Source organism: Streptomyces gossypii, from assembly GCF_025165795.1.
In the GTDB taxonomy this organism is placed as follows: Bacteria; Actinomycetota; Actinomycetes; order Streptomycetales; family Streptomycetaceae; genus Streptomyces; species Streptomyces gossypii.
Window position 1 is genome coordinate 169737 of the sequence record NZ_JAJAGO010000006.1, and the last position, 25071, is coordinate 194807.

The 25071-nt window shown below is 68.3% G+C and carries 23 protein-coding genes; 14 read left to right on the forward strand and 9 right to left on the reverse strand.

Annotated elements, in window-relative coordinates; translation table 11 throughout:
* The first annotated feature begins 42 nt into the window (after nt 1–42).
* Both LHJ74_RS14245 and LHJ74_RS14250 read left to right on the forward strand, forming a co-directional pair.
* On the forward strand, nt 43–1005 hold the full coding sequence (locus LHJ74_RS14245; protein ID WP_260218377.1) for a bifunctional helix-turn-helix transcriptional regulator/GNAT family N-acetyltransferase: 963 nt from the start codon (nt 43–45) through the stop codon (nt 1003–1005).
* A gap of 4 nt (nt 1006–1009) precedes the next feature.
* Complete coding sequence (locus LHJ74_RS14250) at nt 1010–1807, forward strand: sugar phosphate isomerase/epimerase family protein (protein ID WP_260218378.1); 798 nt, start codon at nt 1010–1012, stop codon at nt 1805–1807.
* A gap of 257 nt (nt 1808–2064) precedes the next feature.
* On the opposite strand, the gene LHJ74_RS14255 is transcribed toward LHJ74_RS14250, so the two are convergent.
* Complete coding sequence (locus LHJ74_RS14255) at nt 2065–3489, reverse strand: S28 family serine protease (protein WP_260218379.1); 1425 nt, start codon at nt 3487–3489, stop codon at nt 2065–2067.
* 154 nt (nt 3490–3643) lie between these two features.
* On the opposite strand from LHJ74_RS14255, the gene LHJ74_RS14260 reads away from it, so the two are divergent.
* Nucleotides 3644–4222 (forward strand): NUDIX hydrolase, encoded by a 579-nt coding sequence (locus LHJ74_RS14260; protein WP_260218380.1) that lies wholly within the window; start codon nt 3644–3646, stop codon nt 4220–4222.
* Nucleotides 4223–4237: 15 nt separating this feature from the next.
* The gene (locus LHJ74_RS14265; protein WP_260218381.1) at nt 4238–4462 is read left to right on the forward strand and encodes a hypothetical protein; all 225 of its coding nucleotides are present in this window, start codon (nt 4238–4240) and stop codon (nt 4460–4462) included.
* 123 nt (nt 4463–4585) lie between these two features.
* On the opposite strand, the gene LHJ74_RS14270 is transcribed toward LHJ74_RS14265, so the two are convergent.
* The 3 genes from LHJ74_RS14270 to LHJ74_RS14280 form a co-directional block, all read right to left on the reverse strand.
* The gene (locus tag LHJ74_RS14270) at nt 4586–8473 is read right to left on the reverse strand and encodes an ABC transporter ATP-binding protein (protein WP_375546746.1); all 3888 of its coding nucleotides are present in this window, start codon (nt 8471–8473) and stop codon (nt 4586–4588) included.
* Between the two features lie 232 nt (nt 8474–8705).
* On the reverse strand, nt 8706–8930 hold the full coding sequence (locus tag LHJ74_RS14275; RefSeq protein ID WP_260218383.1) for a DUF397 domain-containing protein: 225 nt from the start codon (nt 8928–8930) through the stop codon (nt 8706–8708).
* Complete coding sequence (locus LHJ74_RS14280) at nt 8927–9763, reverse strand: helix-turn-helix domain-containing protein (protein WP_260218384.1); 837 nt, start codon at nt 9761–9763, stop codon at nt 8927–8929. Before LHJ74_RS14280 ends, LHJ74_RS14275 begins: the two co-directional genes overlap by 4 nt.
* A 132-nt stretch (nt 9764–9895) precedes the next feature.
* Between LHJ74_RS14280 and LHJ74_RS14285 the strand changes: the two genes are divergently transcribed.
* The 3 genes from LHJ74_RS14285 to LHJ74_RS14295 all read left to right on the forward strand — a co-directional run bounded on the left by LHJ74_RS14285 (nt 9896) and on the right by LHJ74_RS14295 (nt 11382).
* Complete coding sequence (locus tag LHJ74_RS14285; RefSeq protein ID WP_260218385.1) at nt 9896–10075, forward strand: hypothetical protein; 180 nt, start codon at nt 9896–9898, stop codon at nt 10073–10075.
* On the forward strand, nt 10072–10299 hold the full coding sequence (locus tag LHJ74_RS14290) for a hypothetical protein (protein ID WP_260218386.1): 228 nt from the start codon (nt 10072–10074) through the stop codon (nt 10297–10299). The genes LHJ74_RS14285 and LHJ74_RS14290 overlap by 4 nt, the downstream gene beginning before the upstream one ends.
* 159 nt (nt 10300–10458) lie before the next feature.
* Entirely contained in the window at nt 10459–11382 is a 924-nt protein-coding gene (locus tag LHJ74_RS14295) for a hypothetical protein (protein WP_260218672.1), read from the forward strand.
* A 549-nt stretch (nt 11383–11931) separates the two neighbouring features.
* On the opposite strand, the gene LHJ74_RS14300 is transcribed toward LHJ74_RS14295, so the two are convergent.
* Nucleotides 11932–12102, reverse strand: a complete 171-nt coding sequence (locus tag LHJ74_RS14300) for a hypothetical protein (RefSeq protein WP_260218387.1) — start codon at nt 12100–12102, stop codon at nt 11932–11934.
* Nucleotides 12103–13418: 1316 nt separating this feature from the next.
* Between LHJ74_RS14300 and mycP the strand changes: the two genes are divergently transcribed.
* Genes mycP through LHJ74_RS14320 form a run of 4 tightly spaced genes read left to right on the forward strand, consistent with a single transcriptional unit; the run spans nt 13419 to nt 18488 of the window.
* Nucleotides 13419–14798, forward strand: coding sequence for a type VII secretion-associated serine protease mycosin (mycP, locus tag LHJ74_RS14305; RefSeq protein WP_260218388.1), 1380 nt, complete (start codon nt 13419–13421; stop codon nt 14796–14798).
* A 26-nt stretch (nt 14799–14824) separates the two neighbouring features.
* Complete coding sequence (locus tag LHJ74_RS14310; protein WP_260218389.1) at nt 14825–15307, forward strand: hypothetical protein; 483 nt, start codon at nt 14825–14827, stop codon at nt 15305–15307.
* A 14-nt stretch (nt 15308–15321) separates the two neighbouring features.
* Entirely contained in the window at nt 15322–17580 is a 2259-nt protein-coding gene (locus LHJ74_RS14315; RefSeq protein ID WP_260218390.1) for a DUF6571 family protein, read from the forward strand.
* Nucleotides 17577–18488, forward strand: coding sequence for a hypothetical protein (locus LHJ74_RS14320; RefSeq protein ID WP_260218391.1), 912 nt, complete (start codon nt 17577–17579; stop codon nt 18486–18488). Before LHJ74_RS14315 ends, LHJ74_RS14320 begins: the two co-directional genes overlap by 4 nt.
* 3 nt (nt 18489–18491) lie before the next feature.
* Here LHJ74_RS14320 and LHJ74_RS14325 read toward each other — a convergent pair whose 3' ends face one another.
* Both LHJ74_RS14325 and speB read right to left on the reverse strand, forming a co-directional pair.
* Nucleotides 18492–18818 (reverse strand): helix-turn-helix domain-containing protein, encoded by a 327-nt coding sequence (locus LHJ74_RS14325; RefSeq protein ID WP_375546747.1) that lies wholly within the window; start codon nt 18816–18818, stop codon nt 18492–18494.
* A 653-nt stretch (nt 18819–19471) separates the two neighbouring features.
* Complete coding sequence (gene speB / locus LHJ74_RS14330; RefSeq protein ID WP_260218392.1) at nt 19472–20494, reverse strand: agmatinase; 1023 nt, start codon at nt 20492–20494, stop codon at nt 19472–19474.
* Between the two features lie 113 nt (nt 20495–20607).
* On the opposite strand from speB, the gene LHJ74_RS14335 reads away from it, so the two are divergent.
* From LHJ74_RS14335 to erm, 3 genes are all read left to right on the forward strand, one after another.
* Entirely contained in the window at nt 20608–21414 is an 807-nt protein-coding gene (locus tag LHJ74_RS14335) for a phosphatase (RefSeq protein ID WP_260218393.1), read from the forward strand.
* A 90-nt stretch (nt 21415–21504) separates the two neighbouring features.
* Nucleotides 21505–21639 carry a hypothetical protein gene (locus LHJ74_RS14340; RefSeq protein WP_260218394.1) on the forward strand — a complete coding sequence of 45 codons (135 nt, stop codon included), beginning with the start codon at nt 21505–21507 and terminating at the stop codon, nt 21637–21639.
* A 164-nt stretch (nt 21640–21803) separates the two neighbouring features.
* Complete coding sequence (gene erm, locus LHJ74_RS14345) at nt 21804–22619, forward strand: ErmE/ErmH/ErmO/ErmR family 23S rRNA (adenine(2058)-N(6))-methyltransferase (RefSeq protein WP_375546748.1); 816 nt, start codon at nt 21804–21806, stop codon at nt 22617–22619.
* Between the two features lie 285 nt (nt 22620–22904).
* Here erm and tesB read toward each other — a convergent pair whose 3' ends face one another.
* Both tesB and LHJ74_RS14355 read right to left on the reverse strand, forming a co-directional pair.
* Nucleotides 22905–23801: an acyl-CoA thioesterase II gene (gene tesB, locus LHJ74_RS14350; protein WP_260218396.1), complete on the reverse strand. Its 897-nt coding sequence runs from the start codon at nt 23799–23801 to the stop codon at nt 22905–22907.
* Between the two features lie 16 nt (nt 23802–23817).
* Nucleotides 23818–24975 (reverse strand): acyl-CoA dehydrogenase family protein, encoded by a 1158-nt coding sequence (locus tag LHJ74_RS14355; RefSeq protein ID WP_260218397.1) that lies wholly within the window; start codon nt 24973–24975, stop codon nt 23818–23820.
* Nucleotides 24976–25071 lie beyond the last annotated feature (96 nt).

A 25071-nucleotide genomic window follows, 5' to 3' on the forward strand; every position in this document is an offset into this window, starting at 1 on the left:
CTGAGTCAAGGAATCTCGCCGGGGCAGGCCGGAGGTACAGAGATGTCCGTCACCGAGGTCCGGGCCTTCAACCGGTTCTATACGAATCTGATCGGCGCGCTGGATTACAGCAAGCATCTGTACACGCCGTACACGCTGACCGAGGCGCGCATACTCTACGAACTGGCGCATGCCGCCCCGTTGGACACCGCCGATCTGCGGCTCACGCTCAGCCTGGACGCGGGCTATCTGAGCCGTCTCCTCCAGCGCTTCGAGCAGGACGGGCTGCTGGTGCGCGAGCAGTCCGCCGAGGACGCCCGGCGGCGGCGCGTCGCGCTCACCGAGCAGGGCCGGGAGGCAGCCGCGCTGCTTGAGGAGCGGAGCCTGGAGTCCACGGGCGAGCTGCTCGGCTCGCTGACGGCGGCCGACCGCGAGCGGCTGGCCGCAGCGATGCGCACGATCCGGTCGCTGCTCGGCGGGAAGCGGGAGTCGCCGCTCCCCTCAGCGCAGCCCCGGCCGCAGCTCCGGCCGGAGGTCACGCTGCGTGCCCCGGCTCCCGGCGATCTGGGCTGGATCGTTCAGCGGCACGGCGCGCTCTACGCCCAGGAGTACGGCTGGGATGTCGCCTTCGAGGCCCTCGTCGCCCGTATCGTCGCCGACTTCGCCGAGGGCCACGATCCGCGGTGGGAGCGGGCCTGGATAGCCGAGCTGGGCGGCGCCCCGGTCGGCTCGGTGATGTGCGTGCGGGACGACGGCGCGGGTGAGCCCGCGTCGGCCACCGCCCGGTTGCGGCTGCTGCTGGTGGAGCCGTCCGCCCGTGGCCGGGGCATCGGTGATCTCCTGGTGCGCGCCTGCGTCGGCTTCGCCCGCGATGCCGGCTACCGCGAGCTGGTGCTGTGGACGAACGACGTGCTGGGCTCCGCCCGCCGCATATACGAGCGGGCGGGATTCACCCTGACGGCCGAGAGTCCGCACCACAGTTACGGCGCGGAGCTTGTCGGGCAGGACTGGCGTCTGATCCTCTGAGCGCATGCGACTGGCTTTCTCCACACTCGGCGTCCCCGGACTGCCCATTTCCGAAGTAGTCCGCCTCGCCGCAGACACCGGCTTTCACGGGGTCGAATTGCGCGCACACCCGGAGGAGCCCGTGCACCCGGGCCTCTCTCTCACGAAGCGGGTGGAGGTGGTGGAGCAGTTCAAGGCTGCCGGTATCGAGATCCTCGCCCTGGCGGGCTATGCCAAGGCGGCCGCCCCCGGTGACGACGACGACTTCCTCCGCGAGACCCGAGGTCTGCTGGAGCTGGCCCGCGATCTGGGCGCCCCCTGGGTCCGGGTCTTCCCCGGCGGAGGGGACAGCGGGGCGGCCGAGGCGGAGGCGACCGCCGTCCGCAGGCTGTCCACGGTGGCGCCGCTGGCCGCCGACCTGGGAGCGCGGGTCCTGCTGGAGACGCACGACTCGCACCGCACCGGTGCCGCCGCCGCCCCGATCCTGCGGGAGGTCGACAGCCCCTGGGTGGGGTCGCTGTGGGATGTGATGCACAGCTGGCTCGGCGGGGAGCAGCCGGAGGAGACGCTGCGGCAGCTGGCGCCGTATCTGGGTTATGTCCAGGTCAAGGACATCGCCTCGGCGGCGGACACCACTCCGCTGCCGCCCGGTGCGGGGGTGCTGCCGCTGGCCGAGGTGACGGAGCTGCTGAGCCGCGCGGGCTGGGACGGCTGGCTGTGCTGGGAGTACGAGAAGCGCTGGTACCCGGACGTACCGGATTTGGCCGAGGCGCTGGGGTCCGTACGGGAGCATCTGCTGCGGTTGTTGTCGGCGGCCGCTTAGAGCCCCTGACAGAATGGGCGGTCGATCAGCTTGCGGCGTCTGGTGCGTGCGCTCGCAAGGCGGAGGATCGTCCTCGTACTGGGCGTACATGGACGACTCCGACAACGCGGCGAGCGCGCGTGCCAGACGTCGCAAGCCGACCGCCCATTCTGTTAGGGGCTCTTAGTCCCTGTCCGGGCCCCGGGCCCGCCCCGGCGCCGGATGGGCGCGGGGCGGGCTCGGGGCGCGATGCGGGCGTGCCCCAGGGGGCTGGCCCGCTACGGGCGGAGCTGCCGCTCGCGCGGGTCCGGCCGGTCCAGCTGCGGGTCGGGTGCCGTCAGGCGCCTGGCGCCGGGCCGCGCCTCGGGCGCGTCCACGTCAGCCCAGTCCAGCAGTGCGGCGGTTGCCGCCTTGCGGTCCTTCTCCTGGAGCTTGGCGATGTTCGCCCCGTGGTTCTGACCGGGTGCGACATAGACGTGCGCGTCGTCGCTGCCCCGGCCGACGCGGAACGGCTCGGCGCCCCACGGGTCGTTCTCCCCGTTGACGAAGAGCATCTCGGAGGACTGCGTGCGCACCCAGCGGTCGATGTCCTTCATCGCGTGCCTGTCGAAGCGCATGGGGATGTCACGGGGCACGAAGCTGCGCGGGACGTTGATGCCCGGATAGCGCAGTAGGTCGTCCAGCTGCGGCGTCCGCACGTCGGGCTGCCCGAGCTCGGTGCCGGCCTGGTAGTAGTACGGCACATACGGGGTCATGCCCTGGTCGGCGTACGAGGCGAAGCCGACGATCTCGTCCATGAAGGCGTACATCTCGTCCGTCGTCGCGGTCTCGGCCGACGGCACGTCCCCGCACCGCGCCTCCATCTGGTACTGCCAGAAGGCCCATACGAAGTCCAGCACGACGACCTCGTAGGCGCGGTCCGCGGACCCGACCAGCTCGAAGGTGTAGCCGTTGTCCTGGGCCTCCTTCTCGTAGCGCGCCACCATCTCGTCACGGCGGACCAGCGCCTCGCGCTGGAAGTCGGCGAGCCGCGTGCGGCAGGCGGGGGTGGAGACGTCGGCGAAGAAGTCGTCGTATGCCGAGTCCTCCTTGTCGCGCACGTTGTTCGGGGCGACGTAGGCGACGGTGCCGTCCATGTCCTGGGGGTAGAAGCGGCGGTAGTAGGTCGCGGTCATGCCGCCCTTGCTGCCGCCGGTGGAGACCCAGTTCTGGCGGTAGATCCGCTTCAGCGCCCGGTGGACACGGTGCTGGTCGCTGGCCGCCTGCCAGATGTCGAGCTTCGTCCAGTCGGCGGGCTCGGGGCGGGAGGGGGTGAAGTAGCGGTATTCCAGGGAGACCTGGTTGCCGTCGACCACCTGGGTCGGCTCACTGCGCCGGGGCTGCTCGCTCAGGTTGTAGCCGGAGGTGAAGAAGACCGTGGGCCGGTCCTCGCTCTTGTGCAGGATGGAGATCCGCTGCTGGAACGTGCCCGCCCGTGGGTTGCGGTGGTCCACGGGCTGTTCGTAGTCGAGCAGGAAGAAGCGGTAGCCGTCGACCGGCTTCTCCTCGATGAGACGCATCCCCGGAATCGCGAGGATGCGGTCCTTTATGTCCTTGTGGCCGCCGGTCTCCGCCGCGGTCGCGGCTCCGGCCGAGGCACCGCCGACGCCTACGGTGCCGATGAGCACCACGAGCGACAGCAGCCATCTGAGCGCCTTGCGCATTCACCCTCCCCTTGGAGCCTGTCGGGTGACCTCTGGATCGTCAAAGGTCTGGGTGAACCTATCGGCGGGCCGCGCGGCTCCGCCAGACCCACGACCGGTGTGCCACCGGACCTGCCCCGTACGGACGCGGGCGCCGGGTCGTAGGCTCGGGAGCATGACCGACGCAGATGCCGCCGACGCCCCCGACGCCGTCGCCGCCGCCATAGCCGCTGCCGAGTGCCCCGGCGGCGGCGCTGAGCCGCTCGCCACCGGACCGCTCGGCATGACCCTGCTCTCCCTGCACCAGGAGCCGGAGAACACCCGGTTCGAGGACGCGGCCGTGGGCTACGCCATCGTCATGCTGCGGCACGGGAGCCGCGTGCTGATGGTGCACGAGCGGCAGCGCGGCTGCTGGGAGCTGCCCGGCGGCAGCATCGAGCCCGGTGAGACGCCGCGCGCGGCGGCCGTGCGGGAGCTGTGGGAGGAGACCGGCCAGCGTCTGCCGGAGGACGCCCTGCACTTCGCCGGGTTCGTCAAGACCGTGCTCGGGCAGCACCGGCGAGTCCTGTACGGCGCGCTGTTCACCGCTCGTACGGACGCACCGCAGCCCTTCGTGCCGAACTCCGAGATCTCCGCGATGCACTGGCGGGACGGCGTCGAAGCGATGCCGGAGGTGCCGGGCCCCCTGGTCACACCGGGTGGCGGGCAGGTGCAGACGGTGGACGAGTATCTGGTCGCGCACTACAGCTCGTAGCCATATCTTCAACCCATGGCCAAACCTGAGGGATTCAGCTACGAGGACCAGCCGGGCGCCGGTGTGCTGATCAGTCATCACGGACGGCCCGCGACGAGGCTGCGGGGCAGCAGCGCCGACCGGTTCCTGAACGAAGTCCGGTCGGGCGACGCCCAGCTGGTGATGGCCCGCTGGACGGGCAACTACAAGCGCGGCAACGAGCGGACGGCGCGCGACCACCCGCGCAACCGGGGCCGCTGAGGGCCCGGTGGTGCGGGTGGTCGGGGCCGAGGACCGTGGCGTACCGCAGCCATGTGGTGGCCGCAATACGCCACGGTCCACGCGGGGACTGTCAACCCACGCGCACCGAGCCGTGGACCGGCTCTACGAGACCGCCGTCGGCTGCGGCATGCCCGCGTACACCCGCCACAGCCGCGCGTAGTGCCCCTCCCGTGCCAGCAGTTCCGTGTGCGTCCCCGTCTCGGCGACCCGGCCGTGCGCCAGGACGACGACGCGGTCCGCGCGGGCCGCCGTGCTGAGCCGGTGCGCGACGACCAGCGTCGTACGGCGCCGCGCCAGCCGGTCGGTCGCCTGGTTGACCAGCGCTTCGGTTGCCAGGTCCAGCGCGGCCGTCGCCTCGTCGAGCAGCAGGACGTCCGGGTCGACGAGTTCCGCACGGGCCAGTGCGAGCAGCTGCCGCTGACCCGCCGAGAGGTTGCGGCCCCGCTCGGAGACCACGTGCAGATAGCCGTCCGGCAGCGCCGCCACCATGTCGTGGGCGCCGACCGCGCGTGCGGCCGCCTCCACCTCCGCGTCGGTCGCCTCCGGGCGCCCGTAGGCGATCGCCTCCCGTACCGTGCCGGGGAAGAGATAGGGCTCCTGCGGCACGACGCCGAGCCGGTGCCGGTACTCCGCCAGGTCCAGCTCGCGCAGGTCGGTGCCGTCCACCAGCACGCGGCCGTCGGTGGGGTCGTAGAAGCGGGCGACCAGCTTGACGAGTGTGGACTTTCCCGCGCCGGTCTCCCCGACGAAGGCGACGGTCTGCCCGGCCGGGACGGTCAGGTCGATGCCGGTGAGGGCCTCCTCCTCCCCGTCGGCCGTCGCGTAGCGGAAGGCCACGTCCTCGAAGGTGAGTTCGCCGCGCAGAGCCTTCACGGGCTGAGGCTCGGACGCCGCCGGGGTGGCCGTCTGCTCGCGCAGCAGTTCCTGGATGCGGCCCAGTGAGACGGACGCCTGCTGGTAGCCGTCGAAGACCTGCGAGAGCTGCTGCACCGGGGCGAAGAACAGCTCGATGTAGAGCAGGTAGGCGACGAGCGCACCCGCCGTCAGCGTGCCGTCGCCGACCCGCGCGGAACCGACGACCAGCACGGTGGCGGTCGCCACGGCTGCCAGCAGCTGGACGAAGGGGAAGTAGACGGAGATCAGCCACTGGCCGCGCACCCTCGCCTCCCGGTAGGCGCTGCTGCGCGCCGCGAAGCGCTCGGCGCCCGCGCCCTCGTGGCGGAACGCCTGCATCATGCGGAGCCCGGCGACGGTCTCCTGAAGGTCGGCGTTGACACCGCTGACCCGCTCGCGCGCCAGTTCGTACGCCTTCACGCTCTGCCGCCGGAAGTAGAACGTGCCGATCACCAGCAGCGGCAGGGTCGCGAAGACCAGCAGGGCAAGCTGCACGTCGATGACCAGCAGCGCGACCAGGATGCCGAAGAACGTCAGCAGCGAGACGACAGCCGTCACCAGACCGGTCTGCAGGAAGGTGGACAGCGCGTCCACGTCCGTGGTCATCCGGGTCATCACGGCGCCGCCCAGATGCCGTTCGTAGTAGTCGAGTCCGAGCCGCTGAAGCTGCGCGAAGATCTTCACCCGGAGGGCGTACAGGATGCGTTCGCCCGCCCGCCCGGTGAGCCGCATCGCGCCGGTCTGCGCGCCCCACTGGGCGACGACGACCAGCAGCGCGAGGGCCGCCGCCACCCAGACGGCGCCGAGCGCCGTCTCCCGTACTCCCTCGTCGATGCCGTGCCGGATGAGCATCGGCAGCAGCAGCCCGGCGACCGCGTCGAGTGCCACGAAGGCAAAGGCGACCGCGAGGGGCGCGCCGAAGCCGCGCAGCAGGCGCCGCAGTCCGTACGACTCCTCCGCCCGCTCCGCCTGCTGCTCGTCGACGTCCGGTGTGTCGTCGGCCGGCGGCAGGGCCGCGACCCGGGCGAGCAGTTCGGGGCTGCCGGGCATGGCGCCGAGTTCCGCGCCGAAGCTGCCGGGGCGCCCGCTCTGCGCGGCGGTCGTCGCGATGGCGCTGCTGCCCCCGCCGCCTCCGGCACCCTCGACGGCGTCAGCCGAGCCGTTCTTGCGCGCCCACAGGGCGGGGGTGACGCCGTCGACACGGGCCATGCCGTCGACGCTCTCGAAGGAGCGGCCCTCTCCGTGTACGACGAGGCCCGCCGGGTCCCGCTCGGTCTCGGCGAGCTCGTCGGGGTCGGTGAGCAGCTTGCGGTAGAGGGAGCAGCGGAGGGTCAGCTCGTCGTGTGTACCCAGGTCCACCAGCCGGCCGCCGTCCAGTACGGCGATCCGGTCGGCCAGGGCCAGGGTGGACTGGCGGTGCGCGATGAGCAGGGTGGTACGGCCCGCCATCACCGAGCGCAGCGCCTCGTGGATCTCGTGTTCCACCTGGGCGTCGACGGCGGAGGTCGCATCGTCCAGGACAAGCAGACGGGGGTCGGTGAGGATGGCCCGGGCCAGCGCGATGCGCTGCCGCTGGCCTCCGGAGAGGGTGAGTCCCTGCTCCCCGACGGTGGTGTCGTAGCCGTCGGGGAGCTGGGTTATGAAGCCTTCGGCCTGGGCTGCGCGAGCCGCCGTCCGAATCTGCTCGGGGGTCGCACCGGGTGCGCCGTAGGCGATGTTGGCGCTGATGGTCTCGGAGAAGAGGAAGCTGTTCTCCGGGACCAGGCCGATGGCGGCGCGCAGAGATTCGAGGGTGAGGTCGCGGACGTCGTGGCCGCCGACGCGCAGGGCGCCGCCGGTGACGTCGTAGTAGCGGGGCAGCAGCAGCGAGACGGTGGACTTGCCACTGCCGCTGGTGCCGACGACGGCGACGGTCTCGCCGGGCTCGATGCGCAGCGTGAAGCCGTCCAGCACGCTCCGCTCGCCGTAGCCGAAGGAGACGGAGTCGAACTCCACCGACGCGTCCGCGTCCGCGGGCAGCTCGACGGCGTCCGGCCGCTCGGTCATCTCCGGCTCGGTGTCGATGAGGTCGAAGACCCGCTCCACACCGGCACGGGCCTGCTGGCCGATGGTGAGCATCATGGCGAGCATCCGGACCGGCCCGACCAGCTGTGCGAGATAGGTCGAGAACGCCACGAACGTACCGAGCGTGATCTCCCCGCGGGTGGCCATCCAGCCGCCGAGCGCCAGCATGGCGACCTGCCCTATGGAGGGCACGGCCTGGAGTGCGGGGGTGTAGCGCGCGTTGAGGCGCACCGTGCGCAGCCGGGCGGCGTAAAGGGTGCGGCCGATCCCCCGAAGCTTGCCGGTCTCCTGCTGCTCCTGCCCGAACCCCTTGACCACGCGTACGCCCGTGACCGCGCCGTCCACCACGGAGGCGACGGCTCCGGCCTGCTGCTGGGCGTACCAGGTGGCCGGGAAGAGCCGGACGCGGCTGCGCCCGGCGATCCACCACAGCATCGGGGCGACGGCTACCGAGACCAGGGTGAGCAGCGGCGAGAGGACCAGCATCACGACGAGCGCGACGATGAACAGCAGGATGTTGCCGATCATCATCGGCACCATGAAGAGCAGGCTCTGCACCAGCTGGAGATCGCTGGTGCCGCGCCCGACGACCTGCCCGGTGCTCAGCTCGTCCTGCCGGCGCCCGTCGAGGCGGACGATCGCGCCGTACATCTCGGTACGCAGGTCGTGCTGGACGTCGAGCGCGAGCCGCCCGCCGTAGTAGCGGCGTACGAAGGTGAATCCGTAGACGACGAGGGCCGAGGCGAGCAGCAGACCGATCCAGAGGACCATGCTGCTTTCCTGGCCGATCACCACATCATCGATGATCACCTTGGTGAGCAGCGGCACCAGGGCCATGATGCCCATGCCGCCGAGCGACGCCCCCAGCGCCAGAAGCACGTTCCTCCGGTACCGCCAGCAGTACGCGATCAGCCGCCGCGCCCATCCCGGGCTCTCGTCCCCCGCCGATTCCCTGACCCCCACGCGTGGCGTCCTTCCCCTGGCCGTCGAATGTCGTCGACAGGCTGCAACGCCCGGGCGGGGGGTTTTCATCCCGCACGCGGGGAAGACATCCGGGCGCCCGACCCGACCGGGCTCCCGACGCCTCACCCCAAGGAATCGGGGGTGGGCACTCACCCGTGGGATCCGCCCCGCCGACCGCTGGACCATCTTCCGGCTACGCTCTGCGACAGAGGGAGGTGGACAAGAGTTCGAAAGTCACCGCCTGATCACGTAGCGGCCGTGGCGCCACCACGCGGGCCTTGGAACTGTGACCGCGACGGGCTCAAGCCGTCGGAGGCTGCCCGTGCCGCACGGCAGCCGTGAACGAAGCCCACGCTCCCGCCGGAAAGACCAGGACAGGGCCCGACAGATCTTTGCTGTCACGCACGGGGACCACACCAGCGGTGGCAGCGGCACCGGGCGCGAACTCCACGCACTGACCCTCGTTGCCGTTGCTGTAGCTGGACTTGACCCACTCAGCACATGTGAGATCGAGATCAGTGCTCATGGTGCGTAGTCCTCCATCACTCTGCGGATCATGGCCAGCGACTCGTCCGGGTGCATCGCCACAGCCCGGAGCCAATCGTACGTTGCTGTCGCGTCAGCCACGGCGGTCACCGAGTCGATCAACTGTCCGGCGATTAGCGTATCCGCGTAGGCGACGCTCGGGCCTTCGTCGAACGTGAGGACCGTGAAGCTTTCAGCTGAGGGAGGCGCACCCATCCCGAATGGCAGCACCTGAAGGGTGATGTGCGGAGACTCCGACTGGGCCAGCAGATGGCCCAGTTGTTGGCACATCACGGCGTTGCCACCCACGGCAGTTCGCAGGCAGGTCTCGTTGAGCACACACCACAACAGCGGGGGTGTGTCACCCTCCAGCACCTCCCGCCGCTTGAGCCGCCGCCCCACCTTCGCGTCGATCTCCTCTGCGCTGGCCCGTGGATGTGTCGCCCGGAAGACCGCGCGGGCGTAGTCCTCCGTCTGCAACAGGCCCATGACCAGGCTCGCGGAGTAGTCGAGGATCCCCGTCGCACTCCGCTCCATCTGCAAGTACGGCACGAACCAGTCCGGGTAGCCCCACTGGCTCGCCCGCCTCCGCAGGCGCGCGAAGACGCCCGGCGTGCCGAACACGCGGTCGCAGGCCGTGGCGAACTCCGGGCTCGCGAGCCGTTCGCCCGCCTCGACCTTCGCGACGTACTGCTGTCCGTAGTTGGCCTTGTCGCCCAACTCCCGCTGGGAGAGCTCCACATGCAGGCGCCACGCCCGTACCTCACAGCCGAAGAACGCCGCACCACTCGCGGGCTCCGGGCCTTCCGCCGCCTCACTCGCCCCGCTCACCATGCAGGCTCCCCTCCACCCCAGGCCAGTTGACGTGCGCTGATCCCTGTTCATCGTAGCTCCGGAGGGCAACCCTCGGAGTACAGATAGTGAGGACGGCGCCAGTCGAGGCGCCCCGAACCGAAGGCCCTCCCCATGGTGACCCACTCCCCGCCGCCTTCCGGCTCCCCACCGGACCACTCGCACGACCGGCTGCCCACGCTCAACGAGCTGTGGCTGCGCTTGGACGCGCTGAGTGTCGAGATCCACGCCCACCTGGCACGCACCGCAACCGCCACTCCCCCACGGCCACATGACCCGCAGGAGCGCCGATGAGCAGCGAACCGACACCGCCCCGGCGAGCACAGCTCGCCTACGATCCCGCACGCGACGCGGAGGGCGTCGTGCACGCCGTCTTCCGCCGGGAGGAACTCCTCTTCGATCCCAAGGTGTCCGGCAACCGTGTCGCCTTCCTCCGGGCGGAACGCGGCGGCCCGGAGTGGACGGCGGACGCGGATGCGCTCTGGCCCGTCCCGCCCCCGGAAGAGGGTCAAGCCTGAGCATTACGGAGAGCGACTTATTTTCGTCGGATCGTGACCTTCGAGGTACTGTGCCCGCACACGGGTTGCCTCGGACCGACAACGAGGCGGCCCCAAGGCGGTGTTAGCGCACCGCCGAGGGGCCTTCACCCGCGAGGACTTACAAGAGGAGTCCCACGGATGCTTCGCCATGTTATCGCCCCTGCGCGCTTCTTCTCCCAAGTGCCGAACGAGATCATCAGGCACCCCCGCCTCTCCTCCGACGCCGTCCGGCTGCTCACCTGGCAGCTCTCGTTGCGCGAGGACCGGCTGGAGAAGCTGTCCGACACGGCGGCCCGCGCCGGGATCAGGAAGACCGGATTCCAGCGGGCCAAGCGGCAGTTGCTCGACGAGGGCTATCTGCACGAGTGGACCGAGCAGAACGCACGCGGCAACTGGGTCACCACCCAGCTCGTATCCAGCGTGCCCCTGACACCGGCGGGAGCACGGCGGGCCCGGAACGGCGGCGGCACCGCCTCACCCGCCGACGCCACCGCCCCGGAGCCGCAACAGCCGCCGAGTGCTGTGAAACCGGCCGCCGGTGAGCCGACCCGCCGGGCCGTCGGCCGTCAACCAAAGAAGAACACCGCACAGCACACCACCGACCACCCGGAAGCAGTCCGCTTCCTGCTGGGGCTGGCCCGCACGGACCCCCGGCTGGCCATGCCCGCCGCCACCGCCCACCGCTGGGCGCCGCTCGCCGCCCCGTGGCTGGCGGACGGCCGGCCTCCGGAAGGCGCGCGGAACGCGCTCACGCGCGGCCTCGGCGACGCCCGCTCCCCCTTGGGCGCCCTGCGCTGGCGCCTGGAACACGCCCTCCCCGCTCCCCCGGGCGGCCCACTGCCCCAGCCCAGGATTGCCCGGATGCGCGAGTGCCCCGGCGGGCAGGCACACGGCCACCCCCGCCTCTTCACCCCAGCGCGGGACGACACCGCCACGGACCGGTGCCCCGACTGCCGCCGCACCTCCAGGGGCCACCGCGACGCGCCCGCTCCCAGCTCCGGCCTCCTCGCCTTCCGGGCAGCACGCACCAGCGCGACCCGCACCACCTCCGGCGCAGCCTGACTCCACCCCGGCTGACCCGACCCGCCGGTCAGGCTGCGGTGGTGGTCGATGTTCCCCCTGCCCATGTGGCGGATCGTGTCGCCAATACTCCGGACTGTAGTGCGAATCGCGGGCGTTGTTACTATTGTGACTCCTGGAGGCACGGAGAGTAGCGGCGCTGTTTGGGGGCAAGCAGCCGACACGGCAGGCCAGCGCGCTGGGGAGCAGAAGCCGACCTCGCGCGAAAACCCTCCCTGGCCCACTCCTCACCGGACAACCGGGCATGAGGGAAGAGGAGCCCAGCGATGACGACAGATCCTGACAGCACTTCAGCGTTACCGACAGATGCTGGGGAGGTCCCGCGCCGATGAGCAAGTCTCATGACGAGGGTGGGCGGTTCCTCGACAGTCTGAATCCGGAGCGGATCGCTTCGACGATGTTCGTGGCGACGGATTTCGAGTCCAAGTCGCATCCGGATATGGAGCGGATGATCGAGGCCGCTGATCCCGGACAGACGGAGGCGCTCGGGGAAAAACTTGTCCGGGCGGCGACGACGATCGACAGGATCGGTCAGGACATCAAGGACTCCCGCGTCGACTGGGAGGGCGAGGGCGCCGACTCCTTCCAGTCCTGGAGCAGCCGGATGTCGAGCGCGACGCTGCGTCTGGGTGCGATGAGCAAGGGCGCGGGCGAGGCGATGAAGAACGCCGCGCAGACACTGCGCGAGGTCAAGCGGGACATGCCGAAGCATTCCTCGTCTGCGAAGGCGACGCTGGGCACTTACGAGATGCTGCATCCTGGCGGCCTCGACCGGCTGGACTTATCCCCACCGGGCAAGCCCGACGGCAAGGATCAGGCGGGGCCGACCCGTACGGAGGCGGTGAAGGCTCAGGCGAAGCTGACGGAGGACCACGGTGAGGCGGTCCGCCAGATGCGCAAGCTGGCCACCTCCTACACGCTGACGGCCTCTGCTATCCACCAGCCGGAGAAGGCGACGTTCCCCCCGATGCCGGGCGAACTCATGCCGCCCAAGAGGCCGCAGGAGATCACACGGGATCAGCAGCCTGACTCATCAAGCCCTGTGGGTGCCCAGCAGCCAGTGTCGGGCGGATCTTCCCTTCCGTCCGTGCCTGCGGCGGATGGTGGGTTTGGTGCGCGGGCTGCTGCGGTGTCTGACCCACTGGTGAGGACGGACCTTTCGGGCGGTGTTGCTTCGCCGGGGGCGCCAACGGGCCCCCTCGGCGGACCGCTTGGTTCACCGCCCGGCTCTGCAGCACCGCAGAGCGGCGTCTCCATGGTTCCTGACGCGGTGCTTGCGCAGAGCCCCGCACAACCTCAGCCGTCGATGAGGGGGCCTGGTGTGCCTCCGCCCGGTGTGCCAGGGCCCGATGGGCCTCTCTTCGGTCCGGTGCCGATCACCCCGTCTCCGGGTGTGGGCCGCCCTCAGGCGCCGCCGTCTGGCGGTCCTGTGGGGCGGCGGCCTGCCGTGCCGCCGGGGGTGCGTGTGCCCGTCGACCATGGGAACGGGATCTATGGAGGCCGTCCCTCACCTCAGGTGGGGGCTCCGGCTCGTGGGCTTCCGCGGAGCCCGGTGATCGGCACTGAACCCGCTCCGGGTCAGGGTCAGCAGCAGGGGAGGTCGCCGATGGGGTATCGGCCGGGTGGCGGGATGGGTGGCATGGGGCCCGGCGGAAACCAGCCCGGCACCCCAACCGGTCGTCCCATGGGGTCTCCGATGGCTCCGCGCCCCGGTGGCCCTGTCGATGGTGCGCGGTCGCCTCACGGGGGAGCACCGGCTGGTCGTCCCTTCACGCCCGGTGGTACTGGGCTGCCACGGAGTGGGGCTCCGCAGGGCAACAACGTCTCCGGCCGTGGGCCGTATGCCGGGCGGGGTCCTGGGGGCAGTTCTGGTCCCTCGCGCACGGCGGACAGGCGTGGTCAGCGGGACTCCCGGCCTGACTATCTGGTCGAGGACGAGGAGACGTGGCCGCGCACCAACCAGCGCACAGTGCCACCCGTCGTGGAATGAAATCTGAACTGCGAGCTTGAGGAAACTGATGCGACGCAAGGTGGTTGGCCGGACGCCCTTCAGCAAGCTTGTACTCGGGGCGTTGAGTGTGGCGCTCGTGGGTGTGGCGGCGGTGCCCGCGCAGGCGGAGGATGCCCGGTCCCGGCAGTGGCATCTGGATGCGATGCAGGCCGAGAAGATGTGGAAGGTCAGCAAAGGCGAAGGGGTCACCGTCGCTGTCATCGACTCCGGTGTGGACAGCTCGGTGACAGACCTGCAAGGACAGGTACTCAAGGGGAAAGACATCAGTGGTCGCCCGGGTGACGCACACGACGACTACAGCAACCACGGCACGGGGATGGCGGCGCTCATCGCGGCCACGGGCAATGCAGGAGCCGAGCGCGGCACATACGGTCTCGCCCCGGCATCCAAGATCCTCCCATTGCGAGTGGCAGACAGCTACCGCAGCAAGAATCAAGCGGAAGCCGAGTCGGTCTTTGGTAAGCAAGTGGGTTCCGCAATCCGGTATGCGGCCGATTCAAAAGCCAAGATCATCAATATTTCACTCGCATCACTCGGAGAGACACGGGAACTCAAGGCGGCGGTCGAGTACGCACTGTCGAAGGGAAAGCTCATCTTCGCCGGCGTGGGAAATGAAGGGAACGCAGGCAACCACGTCATGTACCCGGCTGCGACCCCCGGAGTCGTGGGGGTGGCCGAAGTAGATGAGAAAGCCAACGGAACCGACGAGTCCCAACATGGCCCGCAAGTAGATCTAGCAGCGCCTGGCGACGACATGGTGTCTGCCTGCAGCGGTGGTGTCGAAGTGTGCACGAGCAGTGGCACGAGCAACGCCACCGCTATCGCTTCCGCTTCCGCCGCCCTCATCTGGGCCGAACATCCGGACTGGACAGCGAACCAGGTCATTCGCGTCCTGGTGAACACCGCCGGTGGTCCGAAGAGCGGCAAGGAGCGTACCGATTACGTCGGTTACGGAGCGGTCCGCCCCCGCATCGCCCTCAAAGACCCCGGCGACCCGGGCGACCCCGACACCAACCCCCTCCCCGGCCCCTACTCCGAGAAAAACGCGTCCCCCTCCCCCTCCAAGAACGCCGGAGACAAGGACCAGCAGGACAGCAAGGGAGAGGATCAGGAGAAGGCCGCCCCCGCCTCCGCCAGCGACGACGGCACCTCCACCACCACCTGGGCCCTCTACGGCCTCGCCGCCGCCGGCGTCCTCGCCGCAGCCATCGCCATCCCCCTCACCCGCTCCCGCCGCCGCACCGCAGCAGCCCAGGCGACAACAGCCCCTCCGGGCCCGTACCTCAGCCAGCCATCCGCCCCGCCATGGCCCAACACCCCACTCCCACCCGCACCTTGGGACCTTCCCCAGCCACCCCCCAACCCCGGAGACCACCCCAACCACTGACGACCGAAGACGGAACGGGGAAACGCATGTCCTTCGAAGACGAGTGGCACCAGCACCAGGCGAACGCGGCAGCCCGCCAGTCGACCAGCAGGCCAGCGGGACAGATGCCCGGAGACCAGGGCTCTGATCGTGACGGGATGTCCCACCTGGAGTCGGAGAAGGCGAAAGCCGCCTCCTACATCGAGGAGACTCTCGGGCCTGAGGTGAGCAAGGCAGGGGTCAAGGCGGACACCGCTTCCGCGGCCGTCACGGGCGGCGCGGGGGCAGGGGCTGGCGCAGGAATCGTCGGTGCAGGCGCACTCAACGGCTGGGAAACCCAGAAAGGTCTTCAGAACTGTCTCACAGACTGGGACCGTCAGCTGAAGAAACTGTCCAGTGAGCTGACCCGTCAGATGAACTCCTTGCGATCCGTGAATACGATATTCCAGGTCAATGAAACTGACACTGTTTCACGGTTCACCCCGGGCAAAGGTAGTGGCTACCCGAGTTCAAGCATCGCGGATTTCTGAGTAGAGGAGATGAGATGGCGCTCACTTATTATGAAGTGATCCATGCGAATCTGAACACTCTCACAGAAGCTGCCAAGGCGTGGAAGGCCATGGGTGAGAGGTTTGGTGAGCTTCGTACCAACTACGGAACTCATGTGCGAGGAATCGTTGACAACGGATCATGGTTAGGCCTATCAGCTGTGCAGTTCAATGCGGTGTCTCTCGTTACCCAGCACGAGTTCTTGGGTGCGAAGAATCAAGCGACCGCTATCGGCAACCTACTCGACGACGCTCACCAGCAACTGACGAAACTGAAGAAGAACGTCGAGAACGCCAGAGATGATGCAATCCGAGCAAAAATGCATGTCGATTCGCATGGTAGGTGTACTTATGATGAAAGTCTACTTAGCCCTGGCGAGGCTAAGGCACGGCATGCAAGCTGGGAATCCGATGAGCAGGCTTATACGAAGCGAATCACAGATGCTGTGCAAGCCGTTTCAGACGCAGATCATGGTGTAAAACTTGCTCTCAAGGGCGCCACGGTAGACAACGATGGCAAGGGAATGTGGGACGGCTTCAACAGCAAAGCTAAGGGAGATGTCGAGAAATATGAGGGCGCGCGGGCTGCCTACCTGGGCACAACCCTAAACTCCGGTGGCGAGCTCAGCCCGAAACAGTGGACAGAATTTGAGCGACTCATGCGCGACAACTCCGAAGACAAGACCTACAGTCGCACTCTACTCAACCAGCTCGGCGCCGACGGAACCATCAAACTGACCAATAGGCTGAACGACCGGGCGTACTATGACGACACTGACGATAAGAAGCGGTATCTGGGTTTAGAGAAGCAACTGGCAACCACGCTTAAGACTGCGACCTCAATCGACGGCGACAGTCGATCCGCCGATAGAAAATTCACGAATAAATTCCTTGGGGAACTCAAGGATGCGGGAGTCGAGGAATATGAACTTGCGGTTGTGGAACACGGCAGCGACGATGTCCAGATGGCACGGGGCTATCAGAGCATAATCACACTCATGCAGCATGGCAGTGGATATGATGAAGAATTCCTTCACGGCCTGGCTGATGATATTCGCGACGCCGAAGATCCCGACAGGGGTGGCGACTCTGACATCTGGGATCTGGACGGATCCTACTCCGGCAATCAGAATAAGGACGGCAGTTTCGACAGGAGCGGAACAGGGTGGTTCGCGAACGACCCGCTCGATGGCGCACTCGGACTCATGAGCAAGGACCCAGGAAGCGCTACCTCCTATTTCGACCCCACATCTCAGCATGGCAGGGATCGCCTGCATTATCTGCAGACCGAACGCAACTGGGACCTTGTCAACACATCAGAATGGCACGGCAATGTGGCGGTGAATGGTGAGGATGCACAGGATTTCGACAACCGCACAGGCTTCGGGGCAGCTCTTGAAGCGGCGATGACCGGGAACCCCCCTGGCTCTGAAGCCCCGGATGATTTTACTCAGCATAGCGAAGCGGAGAGGCGCGTTCTTGAGAGGGTCGTGAATGCATACGCGGAGCTCACGAAGGTCGACCAGGGAGGCATGCCCGAAAATATCCGTCAAAATATGGGTAATGCGATTGCCTACTATCCCGGAGAGGTCCACGATCTTCTCAGTGGCCGAGGGGATACGTATGACCAGGCCAAATATGAGATCAAGAATGCGACCATGAATCAGTTCATACGAGCAGCCGGTGAAGATGGAGGCGCCTTCCGCACCATCCACGACTCACAGATGGGCCACATTGCCGAGCAGGTCCACAAGCTTGATCGCAATGACTTCACGGTGGCCCCTTCTGGGAGCACGGATAGAGCGCAAGGAGTCATGCAGGACAGTGGCCAGGTAATGGGGTCCATGGATCAAATCCGAGCCGATGTCCTTGCCGACCGCCGTGACGATCAGACAGGCCAGAATAGCTGGTCTAAAACCTACCAGTATCACACAATTGGCGCGCCGGTCACTGCCGTGCCAATCGTAGGCGATACGCTCCAGAGACTTGTAGACATAGGTACCGGTCATTACGCCGAAGGCCTGAACGGGAGCGTAGCAGACAAGAGCAAGGAAGATATCATTAAGGAGTATGCGGAGAACGGCTATCCGAGATTATCCGAGATGATCGAAAAGCAGGCAGAATCGGTTGGAGTTACTGACAATGAAATGCATGACTCAGGCACTCGAGGAGCGTTGCTTCTCCAGAGTTCGGGGCAATCTTACGCAAGTGGTCTCGGCGCCGCAGAGGGGTCTACGGGGGAGCGTTCTCGATGAAGTCGTTGCGAGATTCCATCGCCAAACCCGGCACGCGTGTTCTTCTTATTCTCACGGGTATTTCCATTATTATCTTCGGCGTGGGTGTGGCGTCGTTCCGTGACAGCAGTACCGAATCGGAGGAGGAATTCTGCCGGAATATTCTACCGGCAGATAGCATAGCGAATTCAGACTCACTCAGTCGCTGCGGTGGCGAGTTGGAATCGGAAATGACTGGCAAGCCCCCAGGGGCGCTGACTCCAGGCGGATCAACCCGGCACAGCGGTAAACAAATTCACGCATTCGAGCAAACGGTGGATGCATATGCGAAGCGCTGGTCTGAGGATGGATCTGAAGTTCCTTCTGCCATACGTGAGAATATGTCGAATGCGCTCGCGTATTATGGGCCACAAGTTCATTTGATTCTACTCTCGCACGGCAACAGCGTGAGTGGCCGGAATGGCATTGAAATCAGCCGCGAGTCCATGGTTGATTTCATTCAAGCGGTTTCCCAGAGCGAGCGGCAATTTAAGCGGATCTACGACTCGCAGATCAAATTCACTACTGAACGAGTCGGCAGTCTGGGAAAGGATGACTTCACGAATATTCCGACTGGCGACACGGACAAAGCCAGGGCTGTCCTGCAGGAAAGCGGCAGAGTGATAGCCACCTTGACTCAGATTCACGCTGTGGTAATCGCTGATCGCGGAGACCCGAGCAGTGAGCAAATTAAGGCAGACCTCGTCGACAACTACGAACAATACGGTAAGCCTCGACTGGTCGAGATGATAGAAGCGCGTGCCAAGGCGGTTGGGGTATCGGATCACGATATGCATGCTTCTGGAACTCGAGGCGCACTCCTGATCCAGGGCACGGGGCAGTCCTACGATGCTGCGGCCCGAGAGACGGATACGTCGGTATCTAGTTAAAGATCACTTAGCACGTTGTCTCTGCTGTGGAGGCGATCGGGTCGAAGGCACCGGTCCGAGCTCGATCGTCAGATCGCCATCCAGTGCCCGAGCCAGGCGCCGCAGGAGCGGAATCGTAGGCATGGTCCCGCCGCCTTCGATCCGGGAGATCTGTGGTTGCCGCATGCCACAGCGCTCGGCCTGGGACAGACCGAGGGCAGCGCGGCGGTCGTAGACCAGCTGACCTTGATGTCGCGGCTGTGGATCTCGTGCTCGACGGGCGGGCTCCTGGCTGGTCTCGCAGGCCCTCTGAGCGGTGTGAGCACACTCCACCTCGGCCGACTCGCGCATCCTGGACTTTCGGAAGACCGTCAGGAGCACAACGCGGCGGCTGGGAGCGAGCCAGTACGTGAGGCGCAGCGGAGCCGAGGGCGAAGCGCAGCTCGGGAGCCGCCTGGGCCCCCGCTGGACCGGCCGTCGTGCAGCCTCCTCCCCTCACCCCAGCCCGTTTGGCGTACCGCGCGAGGGGCGGGCGGCGCAGCGAGAGTCGGACCGACGGAGGGCGCGTCGGGTGATGCCGGAGTGCGACCGGAAGGTGCGAGCGCACGCGTTCGATGAACGGTGACGGCCCCGAAGAAGCCGCATACTTCTCCGGGGCCGTACCGTTCGGGGCGTCGTGTCGGTGGCCTTCGGCGAACCAGGCACCCCCCACAGGGCCGGCCCGCCTTCCGTCAGTCGCCGCCCCGTCCCGCGGGAACGATCGGGAGTCTGCCGGAAACTTCCACGTAATGCACACTGACCGAACAGAATCAGTAACGTTGCGTATTAAAATGATGGCGGCAAGTAACACTACTTTCCGTAGGTGATCCACCACTCTCCGCCCCTCACCAGCACCGTTGCCATGGGGTCGGCGGGGCATTTTCACTACACGGTGCGCCCGTACCGATACGAGACGTCTCGAACAAGGCCGGAAACCGCCGTTCGACTCCGTGGGCTCGGGACCTTCATGCCTTCCGTGCTCCGGCGATCTGGCGGCACATGAGCGTCGTCAGCTCGTACGCCGTGTGCGAGGCCGCCACCGAGGTGATCTCCGCGTGGTCATAGGCCGGTGCCACCTCCACCAGGTCGGCGGAGACCAGGTGGCAGCCCGCCAGCCCGCGCAGGATCTCCAGCAGTTCGCGGGAGGTGAGGCCGCCGGCCTCCGGGGTGCCGGTGCCGGGCGCGTGGGCCGGGTCCAGGACGTCGATGTCGACCGAGACGTAGAGCGGCCGGTCTCCGATCCGCTCCCGCAGCTGCTGCGCCACCTCGTCGACGCCGCGCCGCATCACGTCGGCCGAGGTGACGATACCGAACCCCATCCGCTCGTCCTCGTCCAGGTCCTTCTTCCCGTAGAGCGGGCCCCGGACGCCGACGTGCGAGAGCGCTGAGGTGTCCAGCAGGCCCTCCTCGGCCGCCCGCCGGAAGGGCGTGCCATGCGTGTAGGCGGCACCGAAGTAGGTGTCCCAGGTGTCCAGGTGGGCGTCGAAGTGCAGCAGCGCCACCGGCCCGTGCTTGCGGGCGACCGCGCGCAGCAGCGGCAGGGCGATCGTGTGGTCCCCGCCGAGGGTCATCAGCCGGGCCCCGGAGTCGAGGATGCCGTCGGCCGCTGCCTGGACGGTCTCCACCGCCTCGTTGATGTCGAACGGATTTGCGGCGATGTCGCCCGCGTCGGCCACCTGGGCGAGCGCGAAGGGCGAGGCGTCCTGCGCGGGGTTGTACGGGCGCAGCAGCCGTGACGCCTCCCGGATCGCGTTGCCGCCGAAGCGCGCCCCCGGCCGGTAGGAGACCCCGGTGTCGAACGGCACCCCGACCACCGCGACGTCGGTGGCGCCGCCCACCTCGTCCAGCCGGGGCAGCCGGGCGAAGGTTGCCGGACCGGCGTAGCGCGGGACGCGGGAGGAATCCACCGGGCCCCGCGGGCCGGTCTGCTGCGCGGTCCGGCGGTGGCCGGTCTGCTCGTGCGCGGGCTCGTGCGAGGGATTGCTCATGTGCGGAGCCTAGTCAGCGGACTCCCACGCTCCACATGGACGGATCTGATGGCACTGGTCACCCTTTTTGGACAGACCGTCCATCGTCCTGACGTACGGGTCACAATGGCGCCATGCCACTGCCACTGCCGCTGCCCGCCGCGCCCTCCCGATCCGAGCTGATCGAGCACCTTGTCCGTACGCGTATCGCCGGTGACGTCGCCACGCCTCGCGAGAACAACCTCTCCCACTACCGCAAGCTCGCGAACGGCGACCGCCATTACTGGCTCGGTCTGGAGCTGGGCGACCGCTGGTCGGACGAGCAGGACGTGCTGGCCGTGATGGCCGAGCGCTGCGGCGTGAGCGACGACCCCGATCACCGGCACGGGCAGGACACCATCGACCCGGAACTGACCGTCTCAGCCCTGGACCGGGCCGCCGCGCAACTGCGCAAGGCCGCCGAGGGCCGGCGCCGGGTGCTCTTCGCGACCGGGCACCCCGGCGCGCTCCTCGACATGCACGGCACGCTCGCGGCCGCACTGCGCGGGGCGGGCTGCGACATCGTCCGCATCCCGCTGGGGATCTACGCGGACGACGGCGTGGCGGTGCAGTTCGGCGGCGTCGCGGCGTACGAGCGCGGCGCCTCGCTGTGGCACACGCACTCGCCGGAACCAATGCGGCAGATACTGGAGACGCTGGCGCGGACCGAGGAGGCCTCGCCCGATCTGGTGGTCGCGGACCACGGTTGGGCGGGCTGTGCGGCGCAGCACGGGATCGAGGCGGTGGGCTTCGCGGACTGCAACGATCCGGCGCTCTTCCTCGGTGAGGCCGAGGGCACGCTCGCGGTCGCGGTGCCGCTGGACGATCATGTGGTCGACCCGCGCTTCTACGAGCCGATGACGGCGTACCTGCTGGAGGCGGCTGGGCTCACGGTGGCCTGAACCGCCCGCATGACCCCCCGCATGAGCCGCTGTGGCAGGAGCCCGAAAAGGCTTTGCAGGGCCGCGGCGGCGGACCGTACAGTCGGGCTTATGTGTGGAGCCTTCCAAGCGATCACCAAGGGTGTGCACGCCGACGTGCGGTGCACCGGCTGGTGTCCTGATCTGACCTGCCGCCCGCGCGGCCGGCGCCCGGCCCTGGTCCGCCAGGACGCCTCCGGCGTCTGAGTCCGCAGCTCTTCGCGTCTTCCGCGCGCACGCTCAGCGTGCCGCCTTCGCTGTCATCACCCGCGCACTCTCCCTCTCGCTCGACGCGTCTCCCGCGTGTGCCAGGGCCTCCGGTGTCCCCATCGACACGGACAGGCCCGGCTTTCGCATGCCCGCATGCCCGTATGCCCGCATGCCCCGCATGCCCGCGCGCCTGTCCTCCACCAGAGGACCTCACCGTGGCACGCCGCCGCCAGACGCTTTCCCAGAACTTCCTGCGCCACCACGCCACCGTGGAGCGCGTCGTACGCTCCGCCCGACTGCGGCCCGACGACCTGGTACTCGAACCGGGCGCGGGCGAGGGTGCGCTGACCGGCGCACTGGCCCGCGCCTCCGGCCGGGTCGTCGCGTACGAGATCGATCGCCGGCTCGCCGCCCGGCTGCGCGAGCGTGTCCGCCCGCACCCGGGAGTGCGCGTGGTCCGGGGCGACTTCACCCGCGTACGGCCCCCCGCCGAGCCCTTCGCGGTGGTCGGCAACATCCCGTTCGCCCGCACGACCGACATCGTCCGCTGGTGCCTGGCCTCCCCCGGGCTGACCTCGGCGACGCTGCTGACCCAGCTCGAATACGCCCGCAAACGCACCGGCGGTTACGGGCGCTGGACCCTGCTGACGGTACGCACCTGGCCGGAGCACGAGTGGCGGCTCGTCAGCCGGGTCGGGCGGGAGTGCTTCTCCCCGTCGCCGCGCACCGACGCCGCGCTGATGCGGCTCGTGCGCCGCCCGCAGCCACTGCTGCCGCCCGGCGAACTGGCCGCGTACCGCGAGCTCGTCGCACTCGGCTTCACGGGTGTGGGCGGCTCACTGGCGGCCAGCCTGGCCCGCCGCTACCGGATCCGCCAGGTGCGGAGCGCCTTCCGGCACCAGGAGCTGGACGAAGCCACCCCGGTGGGTCTGGTCTCCCCGGAACAGTGGCTCCGGCTCTTCCTCGACCTCGCCTAAGGGCTGTCAGTCGTCCCGCCGCCACGGCGCGAGACGACCGCGCCGTGGGTCCGGCGGCACGCCAGGACACCGAACCCACCGCGTATGTCCCAGCGCCGCGGCGCAGTACGCACCCGGGCCCCCGGACCCGTCCGCGCTGCCGACGGCGGGCACGGAGACCGCCGGACTCCCGCCGTCGCGGCCAGACACCGTAGCGGCGCGAGGAGAACCACCGCTACGGCACGGGGTTCGGGGGCTCGGCACGCGCAAGCCGTGCCGGGGCCGGTCACAGACCGGAACACCGGGTCAGCGCGGCACCCGGATGACGCCCTCCTGGATCACCGAGACCGCCAGGCGGCCGTCCCGGGTGAAGATCCGGCCCTTGCCGAGTCCCCTGCCGCCCTGCGCGGTGGGGGACTCCTGGTCGTAGAGCAGCCACTCGTCGGCGCGGAACGGCCGGTGGAACCACATCGCGTGGTCCAGGCTGGCGCCGACCACGTCGCCGACCGCCCAGCCGCCGCGGCCGTGGGCCAGCAGCACCGAGTCGAGCAGCGTCATGTCGGAGACATAGGTGGCCAGACAGATGTGCAGCGTCGGATCGTCGCGCACCCCGTCCAGCTTGCCGTTCGTACGGAACCACACCTGGGAACGCGCCTCGCGCTGCTCCCCCGCGCTGGCGAACGGCGGGGCCTCCACATAGCGCAGGTCCACCGCCTCGCGTGCCTTCAGCAGCCGCTGGGGGACCTCGGGGTCATGGAAGAGGTGGGCGTAGCGCGGCAGCAGCTCCTCTGCCGTGGGCAGCGTCTCGGGGTCGGGCGCGGCGGGCATCGGCTCCTGGTGTTCGAGCCCCTCCTCGTACGCCTGGCAGGACGCCGACAGGTGGAAGATGGGCTGCCCGTGCTGGACGGCCACCACGCGCCGGGTGGTGAAGGAGCGGCCGTCCCTGATGCGGTCGACGGTGTAGACGATGGGCGCCCCCGGGTCGCCGGGGCGCAGGAAGTAGGCGTGCAGGGAGTGCGGCAGGCGCCCCTCGGGGACCGTGCGGCAGGCGGCCACCAGCGCCTGGGCGGCGACCTGGCCGCCGAAGACGCGGGGGACGACGGACTGCACGCTGCCGCCCCGGAAGATGTCCCGCTCGACCCGCTCGAGGTCGAGCAGATCGAGCAGGCTCGCGAGTGCGGTGGCCGTGCGGTCCTCGTTCATGTGCGGCACACGCAGGTCAGAGCCCCATCGACTTGGCGATTATCGAGCGCATGACCTCGCTGGTGCCGCCGTAGATCCGGGTGACCCGGGTGTCCGCGTACAGCCGGGCGATCGGGTACTCGGTCATGTAGCCGTACCCTCCGTGCAGCTGGAGGCACTTGTCGATCACGTGGGCAGCGGTCTCGGTGGTGAACAGCTTGGCCGAGGCAGCGTCGGCGGCGGTCAGCTCGCCCGCGTCCAGAGCGTCCAGCGCCCGGTCGCAGACCGCCTGCATGGCGTCGACGTCGGCGCGGCAGTCGGCCAGCACGAACTTGGTGTTCTGGAAGGAGGCGACCTCCTTGCCGAAGACGGTGCGCTCCTTCACATAGGCGTGCGCGAACCGTACGGCCGCCTCGGACTGGGCGTAGGCGCCCAGCGCGATGCCCAGCCGCTCCTGCGGCAGGTTGTGCGTGAGGTAGCCGAAGGCCGCGCCCTCCTCGCCGAGGAGGTCCTCGACGGGCACCTTGACGTCGGCGAAGGAGAGTTCGGCGGTGTCGGAGCTCTTGAGGCCGAGCTTGTCCAGGGTGCGTCCGACGGAGTAGCCCTCGGAGGAGGCGTCCACGACCAGGATGGAGATGCCGCCGCGGCGGTTCTCCGGGTCGGGGGCCGAGGTGCGGCAGCAGACCAGCACGCGGTCCGCCTGGGCGCCCCCGGTGATGAAGGTCTTGGCGCCGTTGAGGACGTAGTGGGTGCCGTCCGCCGAGAGCTTCGCGGTGGTCTTCATTCCCGCGAGGTCGGAGCCGGCGCCCGGCTCGGTCATGGCGATGGCGGTCATCAGCTCGCCGGAGACGAAGCCGGGCAGCCAGCGGCGCTTCTGCGTCTCGTCGCCGTACTTCAGGAGGTAGGGGAGGCAGAGCGCGGTGTGCACGCTGCTGCCGCCGAAGCTCACTCCGGCCCGCGCGCACTCCTCGCTGATCACGGCGTTGAACTTGAAGCTGCTCTCGCCGGCGCCGCCGTACTCCTCGGGCACCTCGATGCCGAAGACGCCCAGCGCGCCGAGGCTCTTGTAGAACGCGCGGGGCACGAAGCCCTGCTTGATCCACTGCTCGTAGTGGGGGACGACCTCGGTGTTGATGAAATCCCGGATCGTCCGGCGGAATGCCTCGTGGTCCTCGTTGAACACCGTACGCCGCACAGCGCACTCCCTCCGCGGCCGAACCGCCGCCTGGCCATCGAAGCCGCCTAAGCGCTTGCTCAGGAACACTTCGAAGCTACCGGACGGTCACCGCGC